Annotated in this window: 16 protein-coding genes; 11 read left to right on the top strand and 5 right to left on the bottom strand. The window is 69.5% G+C overall.

What is annotated here, in order from left to right; translation table 11 throughout:
• Positions 1-43: 43 nt before the first annotated feature.
• Complete coding sequence (gene secA, locus TTY48_RS03840; protein ID WP_374758702.1) at positions 44-2,758, top strand: preprotein translocase subunit SecA; 2,715 nt, start codon at positions 44-46, stop codon at positions 2,756-2,758.
• A gap of 24 nt (positions 2,759-2,782) precedes the next feature.
• Here secA and TTY48_RS03835 read toward each other — a convergent pair whose 3' ends face one another.
• Together TTY48_RS03835 and TTY48_RS03830 are read right to left on the bottom strand one after the other, a co-directional pair.
• A complete protein-coding gene (locus TTY48_RS03835) occupies positions 2,783-3,466 on the bottom strand; it encodes a 1-acyl-sn-glycerol-3-phosphate acyltransferase (RefSeq protein ID WP_220656244.1) in 684 nt (227 codons plus the stop codon).
• Between the two features lie 135 nt (positions 3,467-3,601).
• Positions 3,602-4,189, bottom strand: a complete 588-nt coding sequence (locus tag TTY48_RS03830) for an Rv3235 family protein (RefSeq protein WP_220656243.1) — start codon at positions 4,187-4,189, stop codon at positions 3,602-3,604.
• A 109-nt stretch (positions 4,190-4,298) separates the two neighbouring features.
• On the opposite strand from TTY48_RS03830, the gene TTY48_RS03825 reads away from it, so the two are divergent.
• From TTY48_RS03825 to TTY48_RS03810, 4 genes are all read left to right on the top strand, one after another.
• A complete protein-coding gene (locus tag TTY48_RS03825; protein ID WP_220656242.1) occupies positions 4,299-5,705 on the top strand; it encodes a wax ester/triacylglycerol synthase family O-acyltransferase in 1,407 nt (468 codons plus the stop codon).
• Positions 5,702-6,244 carry a DUF6912 family protein gene (locus TTY48_RS03820; RefSeq protein ID WP_220656241.1) on the top strand — a complete coding sequence of 181 codons (543 nt, stop codon included), beginning with the start codon at positions 5,702-5,704 and terminating at the stop codon, positions 6,242-6,244. Before TTY48_RS03825 ends, TTY48_RS03820 begins: the two co-directional genes overlap by 4 nt.
• 79 nt (positions 6,245-6,323) lie before the next feature.
• Positions 6,324-7,469, top strand: a complete 1,146-nt coding sequence (locus tag TTY48_RS03815; RefSeq protein WP_220656240.1) for a ferredoxin reductase — start codon at positions 6,324-6,326, stop codon at positions 7,467-7,469.
• 125 nt (positions 7,470-7,594) lie between these two features.
• Entirely contained in the window at positions 7,595-8,854 is a 1,260-nt protein-coding gene (locus TTY48_RS03810; RefSeq protein WP_220656239.1) for a fatty acid desaturase, read from the top strand.
• Positions 8,855-8,884: 30 nt separating this feature from the next.
• Here TTY48_RS03810 and TTY48_RS03805 read toward each other — a convergent pair whose 3' ends face one another.
• Complete coding sequence (locus tag TTY48_RS03805; protein WP_220656238.1) at positions 8,885-9,226, bottom strand: hypothetical protein; 342 nt, start codon at positions 9,224-9,226, stop codon at positions 8,885-8,887.
• Between the two features lie 256 nt (positions 9,227-9,482).
• Between TTY48_RS03805 and TTY48_RS03800 the strand changes: the two genes are divergently transcribed.
• From TTY48_RS03800 to msrA, 6 genes are all read left to right on the top strand, one after another.
• Positions 9,483-10,769, top strand: a complete 1,287-nt coding sequence (locus tag TTY48_RS03800; RefSeq protein WP_220656237.1) for a fatty acid desaturase — start codon at positions 9,483-9,485, stop codon at positions 10,767-10,769.
• Positions 10,770-10,808: 39 nt separating this feature from the next.
• Positions 10,809-12,200, top strand: a complete 1,392-nt coding sequence (locus TTY48_RS03795) for an acyl-CoA desaturase (protein ID WP_220656236.1) — start codon at positions 10,809-10,811, stop codon at positions 12,198-12,200.
• 67 nt (positions 12,201-12,267) lie between these two features.
• A complete protein-coding gene (locus TTY48_RS03790) occupies positions 12,268-13,638 on the top strand; it encodes an FAD-dependent oxidoreductase (RefSeq protein ID WP_220656235.1) in 1,371 nt (456 codons plus the stop codon).
• Between the two features lie 80 nt (positions 13,639-13,718).
• On the top strand, positions 13,719-14,609 hold the full coding sequence (locus TTY48_RS03785; protein ID WP_220656234.1) for a metal-dependent hydrolase: 891 nt from the start codon (positions 13,719-13,721) through the stop codon (positions 14,607-14,609).
• The gene (locus TTY48_RS03780) at positions 14,606-15,067 is read left to right on the top strand and encodes a GNAT family N-acetyltransferase (protein WP_220656233.1); all 462 of its coding nucleotides are present in this window, start codon (positions 14,606-14,608) and stop codon (positions 15,065-15,067) included. Before TTY48_RS03785 ends, TTY48_RS03780 begins: the two co-directional genes overlap by 4 nt.
• 87 nt (positions 15,068-15,154) lie before the next feature.
• Positions 15,155-15,691, top strand: a complete 537-nt coding sequence (gene msrA / locus TTY48_RS03775) for a peptide-methionine (S)-S-oxide reductase MsrA (RefSeq protein ID WP_220656232.1) — start codon at positions 15,155-15,157, stop codon at positions 15,689-15,691.
• 1 nt (position 15,692) lies between these two features.
• Here the strand turns inward: msrA and rsgA are convergent, their stop codons facing one another.
• Together rsgA and aroA are read right to left on the bottom strand one after the other, a co-directional pair.
• Positions 15,693-16,712, bottom strand: coding sequence for a ribosome small subunit-dependent GTPase A (rsgA, locus tag TTY48_RS03770; protein WP_255585488.1), 1,020 nt, complete (start codon positions 16,710-16,712; stop codon positions 15,693-15,695).
• Complete coding sequence (gene aroA, locus TTY48_RS03765; RefSeq protein WP_220656231.1) at positions 16,682-17,971, bottom strand: 3-phosphoshikimate 1-carboxyvinyltransferase; 1,290 nt, start codon at positions 17,969-17,971, stop codon at positions 16,682-16,684. Before aroA ends, rsgA begins: the two co-directional genes overlap by 31 nt.
• Positions 17,972-18,001: the final 30 nt, after the last annotated feature.

Here is an 18,001-nt window from a genome sequence, read left to right as displayed (position 1 = left end):
CTCAGTGGTTCTCTCCAAGGTGCTGCGATTCGGCGAAGGCCGGATGGTCAAGCGGCTCGACGGTCTGGCCTCCTACGTGGAGAGCCTGAACGACGAGTACGAGGCGCTCTCCGACGAGAAACTCCAGGCCAAGACCGCCGAGTTCAAGAAGCGACTCGACGACGGCGAGACCCTCGACGACATCCTCCCCGAGGCCTTCGCGACCGCCCGTGAGGCGTCCTGGCGCGTGCTCGGGCAGAAGCCGTACCACGTGCAGATCATGGGTGCGGGCGCCCTGCACCAGGGCGACATCGCCGAGATGAAGACCGGTGAGGGCAAGACCCTGACCTCCGTGATGGCCGCGTACCTCAACGCGCTGTCCGGCAAGGGCGTGCACCTGGTGACCACGAACGACTACCTCGCCAAGCGCGACGCCGACTGGATGGGCCGCGTGCACCGCTTCCTCGGCCTCGAGGTGGACTGCATCCTGGCCGGCCAGGACCCGGACCGCCGCCGCCAGGCCTACGCCGCCGACATCACCTACGGCACCAACAACGAGTTCGGCTTCGACTACCTGCGCGACAACATGGCGCACAGCATCGAGGAACTGGTGCAGCGCGGCCACAACTACGCCATCGTCGACGAGGTCGACTCGATCCTCATCGACGAGGCCCGCACCCCGCTGATCATCTCGGGCCCCGCGGACGGCTCCAGCAAGTGGTACACCGAGTTCGCCCGGATCGTGCCGCAGATGGACAAGGACGTCCACTACGAGGTGGACATCCGGAAGAAGACGATCGGCGTGAACGAGGCCGGCGTGGAGCTGGTCGAGGATCAGCTGGGCATCGACAACCTCTACGACTCGGCCAACTCGCTGCTGGTGAGCTACCTCAACAACGCGATCAAGGCCAAGGAGCTCTACGAGCGCGACAAGGACTACATCGTCCGCTCCGGTGAGGTGCTCATCGTCGACGAGTTCACCGGCCGCGTGCTCGCGGGCCGCCGCTTCAACGAGGGCATGCACCAGGCCCTGGAGGCGAAGGAGAACGTCGAGATCCAGGCCGAGAACCAGACGCTGGCCACCATCACGCTGCAGAACTACTTCCGGCTCTACGACAAGCTCTCGGGCATGACCGGCACCGCCGAGACCGAGGCCGCCGAGCTGCACCAGATCTACAAGCTGGGCGTCATCCCGATCCCCACGAACAAGCCGATGATCCGCAAGGACCAGACCGACCTCATCTACAAGACCGAGGAGGCGAAGTTCGCGGCGATCGTCGACGACATCACCGAGCGGCACGAGGCGGGCCAGCCGGTGCTGATCGGTACCACCTCGGTGGAGCGGTCGGAGTACCTGTCGCGGCAGCTGGAGAAGCGGAAGATCCCGCACACCGTGCTCAACGCGAAGTTCCACGAGCAGGAGGCGGCGATCATCGCCAAGGCGGGCACGCCCGGCGCGGTCACGGTGGCCACCAACATGGCCGGCCGCGGCACCGACGTGGTGCTGGGCGGCAACCCCGACATCATCGCCGACCTGCAGCTGCGCGAGCGCGGCCTCGACCCGGTGACCACGCCGGAGGAGTACGAGGCGGCGTGGGACGAGACCATCGAGCAGGTCAAGAAGGAGTCCAAGGCCTACGCCGAGGACGTGCGCGAAGCCGGCGGCCTGTACGTGCTGGGCACCGAGCGGCACGAGTCGCGGCGCATCGACAACCAGCTGCGCGGCCGCTCCGGCCGCCAGGGCGATCCGGGCGAGTCCCGCTTCTACCTCTCGCTGGGCGACGAGCTGATGCGGCGCTTCAACGGCGCGCAGATCGAGGCGTGGATGAACCGCGTCAACCTGCCCGACGACGTGCCGATCGACAACAAGTTCGTCTCCCGCGCCATCCGCAGCGCGCAGACGCAGGTGGAGCAGCAGAACTTCGAGATCCGTAAGAACGTGCTCAAGTACGACGACGTGCAGAACGAGCAGCGCAAGGTGATCTACGACGAGCGCCGCAAGATCCTCGCGGGCGCTGACCTGTTCGACCAGATCAACCACATGACCGACGACGTGGTCTCGGCCTACGTGGACGGCGCCACCGCCACCGGCTACGTGGAGGACTGGGACCTCGACGAGCTGTGGGAGGCGCTGCGCACGCTGTACCCGATCGAGCTCGACTGGAAGAAGGTCGTCGGCGAGGACGAGAACGGCGACCGCGACGAGATCACCCGCGAGGAGCTCAAGACGGTGCTCCTCGACGACATCCACGACGCCTACGACAAGCATCAGGAGCGGATCGAGACGGCGGCCGGCGAGGGCACCATGCGCCAGGTCGAGCGGTCGGTCCTGCTGTCGGTGCTGGACCAGAAGTGGCGCGAGCACCTCTACGAGATGGACTACCTCAAGGAGGGCATCGGCCTGCGCCAGATCGCCCAGCGCGATCCCGTGGTCGAGTACCAGCGCGAGGGCTACGACATGTTCAACGGCATGCTCGAGGGCCTCAAGGAGGAGTCGGTCGCGACCCTGTTCAAGGTCCAGGTGCAGGAGCCGGAGAACGACGGCGAGGCCGGGACCCCCGCGGGCAGCACCGCGCAGGTGAACGCGCCGATCGCCGAGCCCGATCCGGAGAAGATCACGCTGTCGGGCCCGTCCGAGCAGGGCGATGCCACGGATCTGTCGCAGGCCGCTGATGAGCCGGGCGGTACCCGCGCCGAGCGGCGGGCCGCGCAGCGCGAGGCCGCCAAGGCCGCGAAGCCGGCGCCCGCGGGGCGCCGCCCCAAGCACCGCCGCAAGTAGGCGCGGCAGCACCGGACCCGGCGGCTACTTGCCGCCGGGTTTGGCGTAGGCGGGCACCTGTTCCTGGCCGCTGTGCTTGGCGAGCACGGCCATCAGTTCGTCGGTGGCGCGCCGCACCGAGGCCTCGTCGTCGAGGCTCGCATCGCTGAGATCGAGCGGCGGCAGCACCTCGACGGTGACGGGTTCACGCTTCCAGAAGTTCTTCAGCGTGCGGTCCTCGGTGTTGCGCAAGGCGATCGGGACGATCGGGGTGCCGGTGGCCAGCGCCACCCGCACCGCTCCGGTCTTGCCCTTGTACAGCCGACCGTCGGGCGAGCGGGTGCCCTCGGGGTGGATGCCCCAGGCGCCGCCGTCCTGCACGATCTTCGTCGCCGCGTCCAGCGCGGGGGAGGAGGCGGTGCCGCCGCTGCGGTCCACGGGGATCTGCCCCATGCCGGAGAAGAAGATCTTCTTGAGCTTGCCGCGCAGGCCCGGCTGGGTGAAGTAGTCGGCCTTGGCGAGGAAGCTCACGGGCCGCCGCGCGCTCTGCACCACGTAGAAGGAGTCGGAGATCGCCAGGTGGTTCGCGGCGAGGATCACCGGACCGGTGCGCGGGATGTTCTCCAGGCCGGTGAACTTCGGCCGGCCCCAGGCCCACAGGCCGGGGCCGATCAACAGGTGCCTGGCCACCCGGTAGCGGAAGGCGGCGCGCAATTCGCTGATGGACATGCCCTTGTGTACCGCGGTTCGACGCCGGGCGGGCGGATTCGGGCGAACCGTTGCCGCACCGCTACCGGCTTCGCCCCGCCGGTTCACGCGGCCGCCTCATGCCGCCATCGCATGCCGCACGCTCATGCGGCCGTCTCATGCCGCCGTGGTGAAGGCGACCCACCGCCACCGTCCGGCCGCGGCTTCCACGCGGCCCGCGGCGGCGAGCGTCCGGCCGCCGCGGCTGTAGGTGAGGAAGACCTCCGCACCCACCTCCGGATCGTCGGGACGGGGCCGCAGCCGAGGGGTGAGGGCCCGCGGCGAGGCCACGTGCACCCGACCCCAGCCGGTCACGGTGAGCCCCGTCCCGGAGTCGGCGAGCACGCGCAGGACGTCCACCACGGTCGCGGACGCGATCGCGGTGAGGTGCCGGGCCGGCCGGCGACGATCGAGCACCTCGAACAGCGGGCGCAGTGTGGACAGCACGAAGCGCTGGGCATCGGGGTGCACGGCGGTCACCGGCCCGTCGCCCGACGGAGCCGGCGCGGCCGACGGCGGTGCGGGCTCGGGGACCGGCGGCGCATCGCGGTGCGGGGTGCGGGGCCGGCGCAGCGGCAGCGCCGCGGGTTCGGCGTTCGGCGCACGGAGAATGGTGAATCCGCACGGCGCCGGACCGGTCGGTGGGACCGGCGGATGCAGCGGTGAACGCGGTGTGCGACCTGGCGCGACGACGATTGCCCCCATATCGGTTAGACGCATCAGGGCGGCGTCAGGATCCCTCCGGTCGGTCGCGGTGTCAGCGTATGCTGACGCGGACATCGCGACATGGCATTGCAACGGTGGGGAGGCGTGGATGAAGGGCAGGCTCAGCCAGTCCGATGCGGAGTTCTACGCGCTGGAGGACTCGACCACGCCCACGCACGTCGGTTCGCTGGCGATCGTGCAGCGGCCGGCGGAGGGGCTCGAGTACGAGCAGTTCCTGGCGGCGATCGAGGAGCGGCTCGCGGAGGTCCCGCGCTACCGGCAGAAGGTCCGGACGGTGCCGCTGGGCATCGCCCGCCCGGTCTGGGTCGAGGACCGCGATTTCGACATCACCTATCACGTTCGGGTGTCCGCGGTGCCGCAGCCGGGCAGCGACGATCAGCTGCACGATCTGGTGGCGCGGTTGAATTCTCGCCCGCTCGACAAGGAGCGGCCGCTGTGGGAGGTGTACCTCATCGAGGGCCTCGGCGGCGATCGGCTGGCCGTGTTCACCAAGACCCACCTGGCGCTCGTCGACGGCCGCGCCAACGTCGATCTGATGCAGCTGCTGCTCACCGCCGATCCGCGCCTGCCCGAGCTGCCCGAGGACCTGTGGATGGGGCAGCACGAGCCCAGCGACGGCGAGCTGGTGATGGGCGCCGTGATCGACATGCTCTCGCGGCCGGCGCGCACCGCGTCGATGATCCAGGGCGTGGTGGGCGAGGTCGCCGAATCGATCACCGGCCTGCAGGCGAACGCCGCCGATGTGATCGAGCGGGCCTCCTCGCTGGTCCGTGCGCGCACCGCGGTGACACCGGTGCGCTCGCTCAACGTGCCCATCTCGCGCAGCCGGCGGTTCGCGGTGGTCGCCATGGATCTCGAGGAGTTCCGCCGGCTCCGCGCGGCCTACGGCTGCACCGTGAACGATCTGTTGCTGTCGGTGGTGGCGGGCGGCCTGCGCACCTGGCTGATCTCGCGTGGCGAGCCGATCAGCGCCGGCACCGAGGTGCGGGTGCTGGAGCCGATCGCCGTCGACGATGTGGGCCTGGGCGTGGGGGAGCAGGTGCGGGCGTACATCGTGCGGCTGCCCGTGGCCGAGGGCAACGCGGTGGTGCGGCTGCGGCAGATCGCGCACGGCGCGGCGGCGCAGGTGGACCGCAACCGGCAGGTGGCGGCGCGGGCGCTCGCGACCAGTGGCGGGTTCACTCCGCCCACGCTGCACGCGCTGGGCGCGCGGACCGCGATGAGTGTCTCGCCGCGGTCGTTCAACATCCTGGTCACGAACGCGCCGGGGCCCCAGGCGCCGGTGTACCTGGCCGGGATCGAGGTGCAGCAGGTGTACCCGGTGCCTCCGCTCATCGCGAACCAAGTGGTGTCGATCGGGATCACGTCGTACAACGGAAAGGTGTACTTCGGTCTCAACGCCGACCGCGATGGCATGTGGGACGTGATCTCGATGACCGAGTTCCTGTACGAGGCGCTGGACGAGCTGGCGTCCTCAGCGAAGGGAGATCGATGACAGTCCGGGTGTACGTGCCCTCCACTCTGGCCGGCCTGCAGGTGCTGCAGCGCGATGGTCAGCTGTTCCCGTTGGGCGGCACCGTCTTCGGTGTGACGCCCGCGCTCCGCGAGGCCTACACCTCCGGCGACGAGGAGGAGCTCGCCGAGGCGGCGATGCGGCACGCCGCGCGCGCCTCGCTGCGCCTGCTGGCCGTCGACGACGATGCCCCGGGCGCGACCGCGGAGCCCGAGGAGGGCGCCGCCGAACCGGATCCCGTGCGGCGCGTGGTGATCACGGTGGACGTCCCGGAGGCCAAGGAGCGTCCCGATCTCGACGATGCGGTGCTCAAGGTGACCGAGCCGATCCAGCTGTCGAACGTGCTCTCCGTGCACGTGGACGTCTCCGAGGCGGAGGAGGCGGTGGTCCGGGCCGCGCAGGTGGTCGACGCCGCGGACCTGGGCGACGAGGACGCCGAGCTCGCCGTCGGCGATGCCGAGGACCACGATCTGGCCTGGTACGCGACCCAGGAACTGCCCTTCCTGCTGGAGCTGCTGTAGCGCTCCGTGACCGGGACCACGACTGGGACAAGATCACTGGAATTGTCCCATCGGGTTGCGGCCCTCTAGTCTCAGGGTCATGAGCAACTCGTTCCGTGCCTTCCGTGACTGGCTCGAAGCCCCGGCCAAGAACGTCTCCGCCGAGCACCCGCGCACCAATCTGGTGCGCGGCGCGGTGGCACGGCTGACCACGCCGCTGCTGCCCGACGATTACCTGCACCTGATCAACCCGCTGTGGTCGGCGCGCGAGCTGCGCGGCAAGATCGTCGGCGTCCAGCAGGAGACCGACGAGTCGGTCACGCTCACCATCGAGACCGGCTGGGGCTTCAACACCAAGTACGAGGCCGGCCAGTACGTGGGCATCGGTGTGCTCGTCGGCGGCAAGTGGACCTGGCGGTCGTACTCGCTGACCTCCGTGCCGGACATGGGCGAGGGGCGCGGGCCGCGGCTGGTGTCCATCACCGTCAAGGCGATGACCGAGGGCTTCCTGTCGAACCACCTGGTCACCGGGGTCTCCGAGGGCACGATCGTGCGGCTGCAGGCACCGTCGGGCGATTTCACCCTGCCGAATCCGCTGCCGCCCAAGGTCCTGTTCCTCACCGCGGGCAGCGGCATCACCCCGGTGATGGCCATGCTGCGCACGCTGGAGCGGCGCGGCATCCCCGCCTCCACCGACATCGTGGCGGTGCACTCGGCCCCGAGCGCCGATGCGGCGCTGTTCCGGGACGAGCTCGAGGCCTTCGACGCCAACCACGACAACGTGACCGTGCAGCTGCGGTACACCCGCGACGCGGGCCGGCTCACGCCGCAGAACCTCGACGAGGTGGTCCCGGACTGGCAGGAGCGCCAGACCTGGATCTGCGGCCCGGGCGTCTTCCTCAACGACATGGAGGTGGCCTGGAAGGAGCGCGGCATCGAGTCGCGCCTGCACCAGGAGCGCTTCACTATCGAGCGCGCCGATGTCTCCGCCTCGGGCGGTGATGTCACCTTCCTCAAGTCGGGCAAGACCGCCGAGGTCGACGGTGCCACCACCCTCCTGGAGGCGGGCGAGGCCGCGGGCGTGCAGATGCCCTTCGGCTGCCGTATGGGCATCTGCCAGACCTGCGTGGTGCAGCTGGCCGACGGCCAGGTGCGCGATCTGCGCAGCGGTGATCTGCACACCGAGGGTGAGCGCATCCAGACGTGCATCTCCGTCGCGGTGGGCGACTGCACCCTGGACGTCTAGTCCGGTACCGCCCGGGCGGGCTTCCCCGCCGGGTCCGTCACATGCGTTGACAGCCTACGACCCCGTAACTTACGGTTGCGTAGGTTAGAGACGGCTTCGATGGATCACGAAGGGCGGCACCCCGCATGGCGATCACCGACATCCCCGAGTACGCGCACCTCACGGACGCGGACGTGGTGGCGTTGGGCGCCGAACTCGATGCCATCCGCCGCGATATCGAGGCCGTCCGCGGCGAGTCGGACGTGCGCTATCTACGCAAGACGATCGCGGCTCAGCGGGGGCTCGAGGTGGCCGGTCGCGCGATGCTGCTCGGCGCGCACAAGCGCGGATTCTGGTGGGGCTCGGCGGTATCGCTGGGCGTGGCCAAGATCATCGAGAACATGGAGCTCGGGCACAACATCATGCACGGGCAGTGGGATTGGATGAACGATCCCGAGGTGCACTCGACCACCTGGGAGTGGGACAACGCCGGCACCTCCCGGCTGTGGAAGCACACCCACAACTACGTGCACCACAAGTACACCAACGTCCTGGACATGGACGACGACGTGGGCTACAAGACGCTGCGCGTCACCCGGGATCAGCCGTGGACCCCGTTCAACGCCGGAAACCTGGTCTACAACACGCTTTTGATGATGCTCTTCGAGTACGGCGTGGCGGTGCAGCACCTGGAGATCGGCCGCGCGGTGCAGAAGTGGAACAAGCCCTGGTACGACCAGGCCAAGTTCAAGGCCGACGCCTCGGACGTGGGCCGCAAGATCGGCCGGCAGGTGCTCAAGGACTACGTGGCCGCCCCGCTGGTGGGAATCCCGTTCGGCGGCAAGCGCGGCTGGCGCAAGGCGCTCACCGCGACGATCACGGCGAACGTGATCCGCAACGTGTGGACCAACGCGGTGATCTTCTGCGGCCATTTCCCCGACGGCGCCGAGAAGTTCACCAAGCAGGACGTGGACAACGAGACCCAGGCGGAGTGGTACCTGCGGCAGATGCTGGGCAGCGCGAACCTGTCCGGCGGCCCGGTGATCGACTTCCTCTCCGGGAATCTGAGCTACCAGATCGAGCATCACCTGTTCCCGGACCTGCCGTCGAATCGGTTGTCGGAGATCGGTGTCCGGGTGCGCGCGCTGTGCGAGAAGTACGATCTGCCGTACACGATCGGCCCGCTGCACGTGCAGTACTACAAGTCCTGGCGCACCATCGCCAAGCTCTCGCTGCCCGACAAGTACCTGCGCGACACCGCCGACGACGCGCCCGAGACGGCGAGCGAGGCGATGTTCGCGGGCACCGAGTTCGCGCAGCCCCGGGTCGATGAGCGCACCGGCCGCCGGTTCGGTCTCAAGGCCGCGCGTGCGGCCGTGCACGCACGCCGCCGCCGTCGCGCCTGACGGTCGCGACGGCGGAAGGCGCTGCGGCGGTTACTTCGTGCCGAACTTCGCCTCGAGCTCCTTGAAGTCCTGATCGGCGGAGCCGCCGGCCCGCGTGCCGGCGTCGGTGTTGATGAGCGCCTTGCGCTGCTCCAGCGTGAGGCCGGGCTCGGTGAACGGGTCGACCGACAGGCAGCCCTCCTTGGGGGCGTCCTTGAGCGAGCCGTCCGCGTTGATGTAGGCCGTGCACTTCTGCAGGTTCTCCGTGCCGGTGGGCTCGGCGCCCGCGGCGCCGGCCGCGGCGAAGCCTCCGATGACGGCGCCGGCGGCGACGGCGGTCCCGGCCACGGCGGTGAGGATGCGGGTACGGGTCGAGGTGACGGTGGTACGCATGCTGCGTTCTCCTTCGGTAGGTGACTGCCGCACGGTGTTTGCGACATCACCCACGGTCCCCACGCCATGTCCCGGAACCGTCTCAACGCCGCCTCGGCCCGTCACCGTCTTCGCCGCAGGGCTGTGACGGGGCCGAGGTGTGACCTGAGCCCCACGTGGGACAACAATCGTGATTTCGTCCCACGGGCCTGTTACTCTCGATACCGTTCAAAGACGACGGCCGCCGCATGCGGTCTGACCGATTGGGGATCGCCTCGTGGCTATCACTGACATCGCGGAGTACGCGCACCTCACCGACGCCGATATCGAGGCGCTCGGTGCAGAGCTGGACGCGCTGCGTCGTGAGATCGAGGAGAGCCGCGGCGAGGAGGACGCCAAGTACGTCCGCCGCGTGATCAAGAGCCAGCGCGTCGCCGAGGCCGCCGGCCGCGTCTTCGGCCTGGCCGCCGGCATGAAGGGCTGGAAGGGCAAGGCCGCCTGGGCCGCCTCCGCCGCGTGCCTGTCGTACGCCAAGGTGATCGAGAACAACGAGCTCGGCCACAACATCATGCACGGTCAGTGGGACTGGATGAACGATCCGGAGATCCACTCGACCAGCTGGGAGTGGGACTCGGCCTCGGACGGCAAGTTCTGGCGCCACACCCACAACTACATGCACCACAAGTACACCAACGTCACCGATATGGACGACGACATCGGCTACGGCATCCTGCGCGTCACGCGCGATCAGCCGTGGGAGCCGTACATGCTGTTCAACCCGGTGTACAACTTCATCCTGATGACCGGCTTCCAGTACGGCAAGGCCGTGCAGCACCTCGAGCTGATGAACGCCATGAAGGCGATGTTCAACGGCGGCGAGCAGTACGCGAACTACGACTGGGAAGAGTTCCGCAGCCGGCTCAAGGTGGTGCTCACCAAGATCGGTAAGCAGACCGCCAAGGACTACGTGCTGTTCCCGGCCATGGCCGTGCCCTTCACCGGCGCCCGCGGTTACAAGAAGGCCGCCTCCGCCAACTACGTGGCCAACACCGTCCGCGATGTCTGGGACCACATGACCATCTTCTGCGGTCACTTCCCGGACGACGCCGAGAAGTTCACCATCGAGGACATCGACAACGAGACCCTCCCCGAGTGGTACCTGCGCCAGATGCTGGGCACCGCGAACTTCGAGGGCAGCAACGCGCTGCACTTCATCACCGGTCACCTGGGCCGCCAGATCGAGCACCACCTGTACCCCGATCTGCCCTCGAACCGGTACAACTACCTCGCCGCCCGCGTGCAGGAGATCTGCGAGAAGTACGACCTGCCGTACAACACGGGCCCGATGTGGAAGCAGTACGCCGAGTCCTGGCGCACCGTGATCAAGCTCTCACTGCCCGATCGGTTCCTCAAGGCCACCGTCGATGATGCGCCCGAGACCCACTCGAACAAGCGTTTCTACGACGAGACCGGCACGTCCACCGTGGTCAAGGGCGAGATCGACGCCGAGGGCAACCGCCGTGGCCTGCGCAGCCACGTCGAGGAGCTGGCGGCGAGCAAGTAGCGGGAGAGATCACCGCGCAGACGGCGTAGCCTTAAAGACGTGGCTATCACAGATGTCGGCGAATACGCACACCTCGATGACGCCGACATCGAGCAGCTCGCGCGGGAACTCGACGCGATCCGGGCCGAGATCGAGGCGTCGCGCGGCGACCGGGACGCGCGGTACATCCGCGGCGTGATCCGGGCGCAGCGCGCGCTGGAGTTCTCCGGCCGTCTGGTGCTGCTCGGCGCCAAGAACCGCTGGCTGTGGAGCGCGGGTGCGGGCATGCTCGGGGTCGCCAAGATCATCGAGAACATGGAGCTCGGGCACAACGTGATGCACGGGCAGTGGGATTGGATGAACGATCCCGAGATCCACTCCACCAGCTGGGAGTGGGACATGGCGTGCCCCGGCGCCCACTGGAAGCACTCGCACAACTTCCTGCACCACAAGTACACCAACGTCGTGGGCAAGGACCTCGACGTGGGCTACGGCGTGCTCCGGGTGACGCGGGACGAGCAGTGGCAGGCCAAGCGCTCCGCGCAGTTCCTCAACAACCTCTTCCTCGGGCTCACCTTCGAGTGGGGCATTGCCCTGCACGACATCGAGCTGGCGCAGGCCTTCGCCGGCAACAAGCCCTGGCCGCAGACCCGCAAGCAGCTCCGCGAGATGGGCACCAAGGCGGCCCGCCAGCTGGGCAAGGACTTCCTGATCTACCCGGTGCTCAGCAAGGCCGTGGGCGGCTCCTTCGGGCGCACCATGAGCGCGAACCTCACCGCGAACGTGATCCGCAACGTGTGGACCTACGTGGTGATCTTCTGTGGCCACTTCCCGGACGGCGCCGAGAAGTTCACCACCGAGTCCATCGTCGACGAGACGCCGGGCGAGTGGTACCTGCGCCAGATGCTGGGCAGCGCGAACATCTCGGGCGGCCGCGCCATGGATTTCATGACCGGCAACCTGAGCTACCAGATCGAGCACCACATGTTCCCGGACCTGCCGTCGAACCGGCTGGCCGAGATCAGCGTGAAGGTGCGCGCGCTGTGCGAGAAGTACGACCTGCCCTACACGGAGGGGCCGCTGCTGCGGCAGTACTACCTCTCGCAGCGCACCATCGCCAAGCTCTCGCTGCCGGACCGCTGGCTCCGGGCCACCTCGGACGACGCCCCCGAGACGGCGTCCGAGCTGCGGTTCGCCGCGGCCCGCGAGCGCCTCGCGCAGGCCCAGGAGGCCGCGCACGAGCGGTTGGTGCACGCCCAGGAGAACGCGCACGAGCGCTTCGTGCACGCGCAGGAGAACGCGCACGAGCGGCTGGTGCACGCCCAGGAGGCGGCACAGGCCGCGCAGGAGACGGTGCAGCGGGTGGGGCTGCGCACCGCACTCGCCGAACTGGGTCGCAGGCGCGTCGAGGAGCGGCGCGAACGTCGCAGCCGCAAACGCCGCCGCGTGTGACGTAGACTGCCGACTTTGGGTAGCCCCCGGGGCGCTTCTGGGGACGGGTCGTTTCAGGAGTACGTGGATGAAGCCGTTGCGCGTAGCGATCGTGGGTTCCGGGCCGTCGGGATTCTTCGCCGCCGGGAACCTGCTCGAACAGGACGACATCGAGGTCACCGTCGATGTCTACGACCGGCTTCCCACACCGTTCGGACTGGTCAGATACGGTGTCGCGCCGGATCACCCGGCGATCAAATCGGTCACCAAGATCTTCGACCGCACCGCCCAGCACGAGAACTTCCGCTACTTCGGCAATGTCGAGGTGGCCACCGATGTCACCGCCGCCGAGCTGGCGCAGTGGTACGACGCCGTGATCTACGCGATCGGCGCGTCCGGCGGCCGCCGGCTCGAGGTCGACGGGGCCTGGCTCCCCGGTAACCACCCCTCCAGCGACTTCGTGGGCTGGTACAACGGCCATCCCGACCGCTGCGACCTGGACGTCGACCTCGGCGTGGACCGCGCCGTGGTGATCGGCAACGGCAACGTCGCGCTGGACGCCGCCCGGATCCTGGTCACCGATGTCGAGAAGCTGGCCGGCACGGACATGGCCGATCACGCGCTCGAAGCCCTCCGCCGGTCCGCGGTGCGCGAGGTGGTCGTCCTCGGCCGCCGCGGCGCCGAACACGCCGCGTTCACCCCGTCCGAGGTCGCCGAGCTGGGCAAGCTCCCCGGCGTCGACGTGATCGTCGACCCGGCCGACGTCCCCGTCGAGGACAAGGAGCGCGATAAGGCGCGCCCGCCGGTCGAGCGCAACAACCTCAAGCAGCTGCGCAAGCTCGCCGCGCAGGAGCCGACCGGTGCGGACCGCCGGATCGTGCTCAAGTTCCTCCGCTCGGTGGTCGGCATCGGCGGCGGCGATCGGGTCGGCACCGTCTCGGTCGCCACGAACGAACTGGTCGAGGGCCCGGACGGCACCGTCGAGGCGCAGCCCACGGGGACCGTCGCCGAACACGCTGCGGGCCTGGTCATCCATGCCGTGGGGTACCACGGCACGCCGATCCCCGGCATCCCCTTCGACACCGAGCGCGGCGTCTTCCGCAACGCGGACAGCCGGATCGTGGGCTACGACGGTGCGCCGCTGCCCGGCCACTACGTGGTGGGCTGGATCAAGCGCGGACCGTCGGGCGTGATCCCGACCAACCGGGACTGCGCGCGCGACACCGTCTCGGTGCTGCTCGCCGACGCCGCGGCGGGGAAGCTGGAGCGCAGCGACTTCGACGGTGCGCGGGTGGAGGCGATCATCGCCGAGCGCGTGCCGAATCTCGTGGAGTACGACGGCTGGGTGGCCATCGACGCGCACGAGACCGCGCTCGCGGAGCCCCTGGAGCGGCCCCGGGTGAAGCTCACCAGTGTGGACGCCATGGTCGATGCGGCACAGGGCGGCGCCACCGCGTAACCGTTGACACCGCGCCCGGAGTGATAGAAAGTAGTCAATATTCACTCATGTAGGAATGGCGCGAGCAGAGGCGGTCCACGATGACGCAGCAGCAGGAGATCCCCGCCGAGGTCCTGGAGTTGCACGCCCGCAACGTGACCTTCGACTGGACGGACACACCGCTCGAATGGATCAAGGGCGACCCGTTCGCCAGCGATTTCACGACGGGGCTGCTGCACATGGTGCTGCCCGAGGGGGAGCGCTGGTTCTGCGAGGTGTTCACCGAGGCGCTGCCCTACGTCAAGGACGAGGACCTCGCGCGGGTGATGCGCGGGTTCATCGGCCAGGAGGCCATGCACGCCGAATCGCACGACGGTGCGGTCACCGCCTACCTGGAGCGGCGCGGCGTGGACACGGCCCCGTTCCTGCGCCAGATGGAGTTCGCCTTCCGCCGGATCCTCGGGCCGCGCACGCGGTCCCGCTCGGCGAAGGTCCGCTACAACGACATGGTGCAGCGGCTGTGGCTGGTGGCCGCGATCGAGCACTACACGGCGATCCTCGGCGTCTTCGCGCTCAACGCCGACTGGGAGCGGTTCGACGTGGACCCCACGATGGCCGACATCTGCCGCTGGCACGGCGCCGAGGAGGTCGAGCACCGCGCGGTGGCGCACGATGTGGCGCACTACTTCGATCCCGGCTACCTGCACCGGTGCCGCGCGATGCTCACGGTCCTGGCCTTCATGGTCGTGGGCATCCCGCGGGTGGGGCGCTACGTGACCGGTGCCCGTACCGGCCGCAGGCAGTCGCTCATCGGCTTCGTGCTGCGCTACCTGCGGGCCTCGCACCGCGGTGTGCTGCCGCCCGTGCGCAGCCTGGTATGGTTCACGCTCCTGTACTTCGATCCCCGCTTCCACCCGGACAGTATCGGGTCCACCGAACAGGCCCGCGCCTACCTCGCCACCTCGCCCGCCGTCCGCGCATCGGCCCAGTGACGCAAGCGATCTCGCGCGCCGACTTCGCGGATCCGGCGCTCGCGGAGTTCCTCGCCGCGCACCTGGCGGATATGGCGCCCACGGCGCCGCCCGAGAGCCAGCACGCGCTCGATCTCACCGAGCTGCAACATCCGCGGGTGCGGCTGTGGACCCTGCACGAGCACGGTGCGCTGCTGGGCACCATCGCCCTTGCCGAGGTGGAACCCGGCCACGAGGAACTCAAGAGCATGCGGGCCGCACCGCAGGCGCGGGGCCGGGGGATCGGGCGGGCCCTGCTGGCCTTCGCGATCGACGACGCCCGCTCCCGCGGGATCGCGCGGATCTCCCTGGAGACGGGCAGCCAGGACTTCTTCGCACCGGCGCGGGCCCTGTACCGGGCCCACGGTTTCACCGACACCGGACCGTTCGGCGGCTACGTCGTCGATCCGAACAGCACCTACCTCACGCTCGCGCTGTAGGCGCCGGCCCGGACGGAATGGTGGGCGTACCGTCGATGTTGGAGTAGTCGGCGGCAGAACCCGATCGGGCCGCCGGAGAGGGAGCTCATGACCGACACCGGCACCATCACCACCACCGAAGGCACCGAGACCGCCGTCCTCGCGGGCGGCTGCTTCTGGGGCATGCAGGACCTGATCCGCCGGCAGCCCGGCGTCCTCGCGACGCGCGTCGGCTACACCGGTGGCACCAACCCGAACGCCACCTACCGCAACCATCCCGGTCACGCCGAGGCCGTCGAGATCGTCTTCGATCCGAAGGCCACCGACTACCGGAACATCCTGGAGTTCTTCTTCCAGATCCACGATCCGTCCACGAAGGACCGGCAGGGCAACGACATCGGCTCCAGCTACCGCTCGGCGATCTTCCCGCTGAGCGCGGAGCAGGAGGAGATCGCCCGCGAGACGATCGCCGACGTCGACGCCTCGGGCCTGTGGCCGGGCAAGGCGGTCACCACGATCGAGGCGCCGGGACCGTTCTGGCAGGCCGAGCCGGAGCACCAGGACTACCTGGAGAAGTACCCGGACGGCTACACCTGCCACTTCCCGCGGCCGGGCTGGAAGCTGCCCAAGCGCGCGAGCGCCTAGCTCAGGCCCAGTCGGGCGTGGCGGCCATGTCCGTGAGCAGGGCACGGACCGCCATCGCCCGACGGTGCGCGGTGCCCTCGAGCTGATCGAGGGCGCACTCCGGGTCGGCGGGCGGCCCCAGGTGGGTGCAGCCGCGCGGGCAGTCGGCGGTGGCCTCCGCGAGGTCCGGGAAGGCGGCGATCACGTCGTCGGTGGAGATGTGGGCGAGGCCGAAGCTGCGGATGCCGGGGGTGTCCACCACCCACCCGCCGTCGGGCAGCCACAGCGCCACCGACTGGGTGGAGGTGTGCCGCCCCTTCCCGACCCCGGAGACCACGCCGGTGGCCCGGTTCGCATCGGGCACGAGCCGGTTGACCAGGGTCGATTTGCCGACGCCGCTGTGCCCGATCAGGGCCGTCACCTTCCCGGTGAGCAGATCGCGGGCCTCGTCGATCGGATCGCCCCGCCCGGCGAGCAGCACCTGCAGGTCGAGGTCGGCGAACGCGGCGGTGAACTCGTCCGCGTCGGCGAGGTCGTTCTTGGTCAGGCACAGCACCGGGGTCAGACCGCCGGCGTAGGCGGCGATCAGCGTGCGCTCCACGAAGCCGGTGCGCGGCGGCGGATCGGCCAGGGCGGTCACGATCAGCAGTTGCTCGGCGTTGGCCACCACGATCCGCTCGTACGGGTCGGTGTCGTCGGCGGTGCGGCGCAGCACCGTCTTCCGCTCGTCCACCCGCACGATCCGGGCGAGGGTGTCCTTGCGGCCGGACAGATCGCCCACCACGCCCACGGAATCGCCCACCACGATGGGGGAGCGGCCCAGTTCCCGGGCGCGCATGGCGGTGATGATGCGGTCCGGGTCGCCGTCGAGGGCGCAGCCCCAGCGGCCGCGGTCCACCGAGACCACCATCGCGGTGGCCGCGTCGCTGTGGTCGGGGCGGTTCTTGGTGCGCGGCCGACTGCTCTTGCCCGGGCGCACCCGGACATCGGTCTCGTCGTATTCGCGCTTGCTCAGGATCGACCGTCCAGGAGTGCGTGCCACAGGGCGGGGAAGTCGGGCATCGTCTTGGCGGTGGTGCCGATGTCCTCCACCTGCACGCCCTCGGTGACCAGGCCCAGGATCGCCCCGGCGGTGGCCATCCGGTGGTCGGCGTAGCTGTGCCAGACGCCGCCGTGCAGTGCGGCGGGTTCGATGGTGAGGCCGTCCTCGGTCTCGGTGCAGCGGCCGCCGAGCGCGGTGATCTCCGCGGTGAGGGCGGCCAGCCGGTCGGTCTCGTGGCCGCGCAGGTGGGCGATGCCCCGCAGGTGCGACGGGGAGTCCGCGAGCGCGGCCAGCGCCGCGACGGTGGGCGTGAGCTCGCCGATGTCGCGCAGGTCCCAGTCCACGCCGTGCAGCGTGCCGGTGCCGGTGGCGGTGAGCGCACCGTCGGCGTGGGTCACCCGGGCGCCCATCTCGGCGAGGATGTCCGCGAACTGCACGCCGGGCTGGGTGGACTGCGGATTCCAGTGCGGCACCGTCACGGCGCCGCCGGTCACCGCGGCGGCCGCGAGGAAGACGGTGGCGTTGGACAGGTCCGGTTCCACGGTCCAGTCGTGCCCGCGCAGCCCGCCCGGCGCCACGCGCCAGGTGTTCGCCTCGGAGGTGTCCACCTCGGCACCCGCGGCGCGCAGCATGTCGACGGTCATCTCGATGTGCGGCATCGACGGCACGGGCTTGCCGTCGTGGTGCACGGTGACGCCCTCGGCGAAGCTCGGCCCGCTCAGCAGTAGGCCGGAGACGAACTGCGAGCTCGCCGACGCGTCGATGGTCACGGCGCCGCCGCGGATCGGTCCGTCGCCGTGCACCGTGAAGGGCAGTGCGTCGCCGTCGATCCGGGCGCCCAGCCCGCGCAGTGCGTCGAGCACGGTGCCCAGCGGCCGGACCCGGGCCTGCGGGTCACCGTCGAACCGGGAGGTGCCGCGCGCCCCGGCGGCGAGCGGGGGCAGGAAGCGCATCACGGTGCCGGCCAGGCCGCAGTCCACCGCGCCGCCGTGCAGGGGGCCGCCGGTCACGGTAACCGTGGTGTCAGTAACGAAGTTCACGTTGGCGCCCAGTGCGGAGAGCGCCCCGGCCATCAGGTCGGTGTCGCGACTGCGCAACGTGTTGGTCAGCGTCGAGGCCGACGATGCCTGCGCCGCAAGGATGTACGCGCGGTTGGTGATCGATTTCGAGCCGGGCAGCCCGACGGTGCCCGTCACCGGACCCGATGCGAGGGGCGCATTCCATAGCTCCAACCGCTCCACCAGCTCATCCTTGCACATGAGGGTGGCCTGACCTCCGTGCTACCTTGC

Origin of the sequence: Tsukamurella sp. TY48 (assembly GCF_019656655.1) — a bacterium.
Taxonomy (GTDB): Bacteria; Actinomycetota; Actinomycetes; order Mycobacteriales; family Mycobacteriaceae; genus Tsukamurella; species Tsukamurella strandjordii.
The sequence above is the reverse complement of the archived record's forward strand: the minus strand, read 5'-3'. Positions and strand labels throughout refer to the sequence as shown.

Coding starts and splice junctions, on each gene's coding strand:
- TTY48_RS03830 (WP_220656243.1), bottom strand. CDS start 4,189: ATGGGGGCAATCGTCGTCGCGCCAGGTCGCACACCGCGTTCACCGCTG.
- TTY48_RS03820 (WP_220656241.1), top strand. CDS start 5,702: ATGACAGTCCGGGTGTACGTGCCCTCCACTCTGGCCGGCCTGCAGGTG.
- aroA (WP_220656231.1), bottom strand. CDS start 17,971: ATGTGCAAGGATGAGCTGGTGGAGCGGTTGGAGCTATGGAATGCGCCC.
- TTY48_RS03825 (WP_220656242.1), top strand. CDS start 4,299: ATGAAGGGCAGGCTCAGCCAGTCCGATGCGGAGTTCTACGCGCTGGAG.
- TTY48_RS03805 (WP_220656238.1), bottom strand. CDS start 9,226: ATGCGTACCACCGTCACCTCGACCCGTACCCGCATCCTCACCGCCGTG.
- TTY48_RS03790 (WP_220656235.1), top strand. CDS start 12,268: ATGAAGCCGTTGCGCGTAGCGATCGTGGGTTCCGGGCCGTCGGGATTC.
- TTY48_RS03810 (WP_220656239.1), top strand. CDS start 7,595: ATGGCGATCACCGACATCCCCGAGTACGCGCACCTCACGGACGCGGAC.
- msrA (WP_220656232.1), top strand. CDS start 15,155: ATGACCGACACCGGCACCATCACCACCACCGAAGGCACCGAGACCGCC.
- TTY48_RS03835 (WP_220656244.1), bottom strand. CDS start 3,466: ATGTCCATCAGCGAATTGCGCGCCGCCTTCCGCTACCGGGTGGCCAGG.
- TTY48_RS03785 (WP_220656234.1), top strand. CDS start 13,719: ATGACGCAGCAGCAGGAGATCCCCGCCGAGGTCCTGGAGTTGCACGCC.
- TTY48_RS03815 (WP_220656240.1), top strand. CDS start 6,324: ATGAGCAACTCGTTCCGTGCCTTCCGTGACTGGCTCGAAGCCCCGGCC.
- secA (WP_374758702.1), top strand. CDS start 44: ATGGTCAAGCGGCTCGACGGTCTGGCCTCCTACGTGGAGAGCCTGAAC.